This is a genomic window from Gaiella sp. (assembly GCF_035558935.1).
Lineage (GTDB): Bacteria > Actinomycetota > Thermoleophilia > Gaiellales > Gaiellaceae > Gaiella.
The window spans coordinates 1-4,400 of sequence record NZ_DATMBZ010000106.1 but is presented as its reverse complement, the minus strand read 5'-3'; the positions used below and the strand labels follow the sequence as shown (position 1 = coordinate 4,400).

The 4,400-nt window shown below is 71.9% G+C and carries 5 protein-coding genes; 2 read left to right on the top strand and 3 right to left on the bottom strand.

Going from position 1 to position 4,400, the window contains the following annotated elements:
• The first annotated feature begins 211 nt into the window (after positions 1-211).
• Positions 212-1,960 (top strand): O-antigen ligase family protein, encoded by a 1,749-nt coding sequence (locus VNM44_RS10220; protein WP_325625773.1) that lies wholly within the window; start codon positions 212-214, stop codon positions 1,958-1,960.
• Positions 1,961-2,069: 109 nt separating this feature from the next.
• Entirely contained in the window at positions 2,070-2,498 is a 429-nt protein-coding gene (locus tag VNM44_RS10215) for a hypothetical protein (RefSeq protein ID WP_325625772.1), read from the top strand.
• A 51-nt stretch (positions 2,499-2,549) separates the two neighbouring features.
• Here the strand turns inward: VNM44_RS10215 and VNM44_RS10210 are convergent, their stop codons facing one another.
• The 3 genes from VNM44_RS10210 to VNM44_RS10200 form a co-directional block, all read right to left on the bottom strand.
• Entirely contained in the window at positions 2,550-3,101 is a 552-nt protein-coding gene (locus tag VNM44_RS10210; protein WP_325625771.1) for a hypothetical protein, read from the bottom strand.
• A complete protein-coding gene (locus VNM44_RS10205) occupies positions 3,098-3,646 on the bottom strand; it encodes an RNA polymerase sigma factor (RefSeq protein WP_325625770.1) in 549 nt (182 codons plus the stop codon). The genes VNM44_RS10210 and VNM44_RS10205 overlap by 4 nt, the downstream gene beginning before the upstream one ends.
• Positions 3,647-3,799: 153 nt before the next feature.
• On the bottom strand, positions 3,800-4,400 hold a 601-nt coding region (locus VNM44_RS10200; protein ID WP_325625769.1), incomplete at its 5' end, for a superoxide dismutase.

The window sequence follows — 4,400 nt, the reverse complement described above, 5'->3', positions numbered from 1 at the left end:
GTCGACCGTCATACCGAGGTCTTCCGAGAGGCGGCCCTCGAGCTCGTCGGCTGACCGAAAACGCCGCAATTTGCGACATTCGCGTCGACGCGTACTTGCGGCGGAGCGACCCCCGATCTAGATTCTCGGCATCTGAGCCGGCGGGCCTTCGGGTTTGCCGGCTCAGTGTTTTTCTGCCCGCGTTCCGACCTGCTCCCTACGGTTCGCTCGGGTGAGCGAACGCGTCCTCGTTGCCGCGGTTCCGGCGTCGCTGATCGTGGCGCTCGCATGGTCGAGCGGCGGCTATTTCCCGCGTACGTGGGGCGTGGTTCTCCTCGTCGAGGCGATCGCGCTCGCCTCGGTCGCGATCCTCGCGCGCCGCGTCCACCTCGGGCGCAGAGGATTCCTCGTCGTCTCCTCGCTGCTCGGGCTCGCGGGCTGGCAGCTCGTCTCGCGGGCCTGGGCGATCGATCCCGACGCGACCGTGCTCGAGGCCGAGCGGACGGCCCTCTATGCGGGGGCCGTCGCGACCGCGCTCCTGGTCGTCGATCGTCGGCGCGCGCCCGACGTCGTTCTCGGCGTCCTGCTCGGCGCAGGCACGGTGACCGTCGGCGGCCTCGCGCAGCACGTGCTCGGGTCGCCGGGCGAGCGATTCGAGCTGCCGGTCGGTTACGCGAATGCCGCGGGCATCCTCGCCGCGATCACGCTCCTCCTCGGCCTCGGCCTGTCGAGCGACGACCACGCGTGGCGACGAGCGGTGGGCGCAGGGCTCGGCCCGCCCGCCGCGGTCGCGCTGTACCTCTCGCTGTCGCGTGGGGCGCTGCTCGCGGCGGCTCTCGGGCTCGTTGTCCTCGTCGCGACGCTCCGCCCCGCGTCGAGGCTCGCGAGGAGCGGCGTGGCCGCCGTCCCCGCGGGCGCGGCGGCCGTGGTCGCCGCGAGCGTCGATCTGCTCGACGATCGTGGAGCGACCACACGCGAAGCGCTCGCACTGCTCATGCTCGCTCTCTTCGCGGCCGCCGCGTCGGTGCTCGCCGCACGAGCTCCACGGATCCGCGTACGAGGCGTTTCCTCAACGGTGGCGATCGCGGCAGGTGCGGTCGCGGCCACTGTTCTTCTGGCGGTGATCGTCGTGGCGGGGATCCACGAGATCAGGGCCGTCGGTTCCGCCCCGGCACGGCAGCAAGGCGCTCCCAGCCGGCTGCTGTCGTCGACGAGCGATCGAGCCGAGTACTGGAAGGTCGCGGCGCGGATCGTGCGCGACGATCCCCTCGGAGGCGTCGGAGCGGGCGGGTTCGAGCGCACGTGGCTCCGCGAACGGCCCGCGTTGATCTACGTCCGCGACGCGCACAACCTCTACCTCGAGACGCTCGCCGAGCTCGGCCCGATCGGCCTCGTCCTCCTGCTCGTGGCGCTCCTCGTGCCTCTCGCAGGGGTGCGCCCGGCGGCCGAGGCGGCGGCCGGGCCGGCTGCCCTCGCGGCCTACGCCGCGCTCGTCGCTCACGCGGTGCTCGACTGGGACTGGGAGCTTCCGGCGGTCACCCTCTGCACGCTCTTTCTCGGGGTCGCTCTCCTCCGGCTCGGGGCCGGCGCCCGTTCCGTGCCCGTCGAGGCGCGCACGACGGCGATCCTCGTCGGCGCGGCAGTCGCGGTCGGCGCGCTCGCGCTGGTCGTGCACGTCGGGAACGGCGCAACGGCCGACGCCCAGGAAGCGCTCGAGCGAGGGAACGTCGCGGCCGCACGACGCGACGCCGAGCGCGCGCGACGATTCGCACCGTGGGCTGCGGCACCGTGGCGGCTCCTCGGCGAGGCCGAGCTCGCGGAGGGCCGGCTCGAGCCCGCCCGGCGTCACCTGTTACGCGTCGTTCGCGAGGATCCGGCGTCGTGGGACGCCTGGCGCGACCTCGCGCTCGTCTCGCAGGGGCAGGAACGCGAAGCGGCTCTGCGGCGCGCCCGGCTGCTCGATCCCCTGGCGCCCCCTTGACGGTGGCCACGTCGTCGGGGACCATCCCTGAGTCGAGGGTATAGACCTCGCGAACAGGGGAAGGGCGACCGATGGCCTTGAGATGGTCCGACGTGAGAGAGGGGAGCCAATGAAAGAGCGTGCATCGGCACGGCGCGCCGGGATCGCGGTCGTCGTGGCCCTGGCTGCCGTGCTCGCCTTCGCCGCCGTCGGCGGAACCGGGCTGGCAGGCGGGCTCGCGAAGCCCGGGAAGGCACAGTATGCGCCCGGCCAGTACAAGAACAGCGACAAGAAGGTCACGATCTGCCACAAGGGCAAGGTGACCATCCGCGTGTCGATCAACGCGCTGCCGGCCCACACGCAGCACGGCGACGACCCCGGAATGTGCCCGGCGCTCGCCGCCGCCAAGGCCAAGGCCGCCAAGGCCGCGAAGGCCGACGACGGCGACGAGGCCGCGTCGACCACGAGCGGGCACGGCAAGGGTCAGGGCAAGGCTCAGGGGAACGGGTCGAACGGCAAGGGCAACGGCTCGAACGGCAAGGGCAACGGCAAGAAGTGAATCCCTCTCGCGGGGCGGTGGCCGTCGGCCGCCGCCCCGTGGGATGCGCCGCTACGTCGTCAGGACCGGCTCGCGGTTGCCCGCCGGGACGACCACCCAGCCGTCGAACGACCTCAGCTTGTACGGCGCGTTGAGTGGCACTCGCGTCTCTCCGTCAGCGACCGCGAACGAGCCGCACGGCTCGGCCAGCTTGCCGTCACGGGTCAGCCAGAGCTCGTAGGTTCCCGCCGGGAGGCCGCTCACGCGGAGCTCCATCGGCCAGTTGCCGGCCGCGTCCTTCTCGAACAGGTCGAGCTGCGCGCTCGCGGCCCCCGGGCCGCTCATCGCCACGGTCTGGAGCGGGTCGGGCCCGCCGCCGCCCCCGACGACGTAGCCGAGGCCGAACAGCGCGAGGGCGGCGACCGCCGCCGCGGCGAACGCCGTGTAGCGATACCGGCGAGGGAAGGGGACGATGCGCGCGGTCGGCGGCTCCGGCGCGACTGCCATCGCGGGAGACAGCTCGGGCGGGGGCCCGGCGCGCTCGAGCAGCGCGTGGACGCGCTCGAGCCGCTCGAGCTCGCCAGGCTCGAGGTCGTCTCCGACGATCTCTCTGAGGTCGCTCATCGGAGCTCGCCTTCCAACTCGTCTGCGAGCCGTCGCAACGCGGCTCGCGTTCTCGTCTTGACGGTGCCCAGCGGGAGGCCGACGTACTCGGCGATCTCGCTCTGCGAGAGGCCGCTCCAGTAGGCGAGCTCGACGAGCGACCGCTCGTGGTCGGGCAACGACTCGACCGCGCGGTGCACGCGCCACGAGACCCATTCCGTCTCGGCCTCCTCCGCGGGCCCTGGGTCGCCCGCCGCGACGTCCGGCGGATTGGCCACAGTCGGAGGTGGCCGCCGGCGAAGCCCGTCGACGATCGCGTTCCGGGCGACGGTGTAGAGCCACGACGCGGCCTGGCCTCGTTCCGGGTCGTAGCGGTTCGCGGAGCGCCAGACGCTCGCGAAGGTGTCCTGGGTGACGTCCTCCGCACGGCCGCGGTCGCCCAGCCGCCGCAGCGCGATACCGAGCACGGACCGAGCGTAGCGCCTGTGGAGCTCCTCGAACGCGTTGCGATCGCCGCCCGCGATCAGTTCGAGCAACTCGGCATCGGTGCGAGACTCCGCGCTCATCGCGGGGATGCTCGCCGCTCGCCGAGCGAAGGGCAAGTCGGTCCGGAGGGCAATGGCCGCGTCCATCGAGAGGAATACGGACGCAGCGGCCGATCGGATCTTGCGTGGAACGCCGATGGCGCTCCACGCAAGGATCCTAGGCGCGCTCGAGCGTCAGCTCGAGCGCGCCGCGTCGAACTTCGCCGCGACGGCGTTCCAGTCGACGACGTTCCACCAGGCCGCGAGGTAGTCGGGGCGTCGGTTCTGGTAGTTGAGGTAGTAGGCGTGCTCCCACACATCCACGCCGAGGATCGGAGTCTTGCCCTCCATCACCGGAGAGTCCTGGTTGGGTGTCGAGAGCACGGCCAGGCCCGTCCCGTCCCACACGAGCCAGCTCCAGCCCGAGCCGAACCGCTTCACGCCGGCGTCGTTCACCTGGGACTTGAGGTCGTCGAGCGAGCCGAACGTGTCCGAGATCGTCGCGGCGAGCTCGCCGGACGGCTCACCGCCCCCGCCAGGGCCCATGATCTCCCAGAAGAGCGTGTGGTTCGCGTGACCGCCGCCGTTGTTGCGGACGGCCGTGCGCTTGTCCTCGGGGAGGATCTCGAGGTTCGCGAGGACCGCGTCGATCGGGCGGTCCATCCACTCGGTGCCTTCGAGCGCGGCGTTCAGATTCGTGACGTACGCGCCGTGGTGCTTGTCGTGATGGATCTCCATCGTGCGCGCGTCGATGTGCGGCTCGAGCGCGTCGAACGGATAGGCGAGATCGGGGACG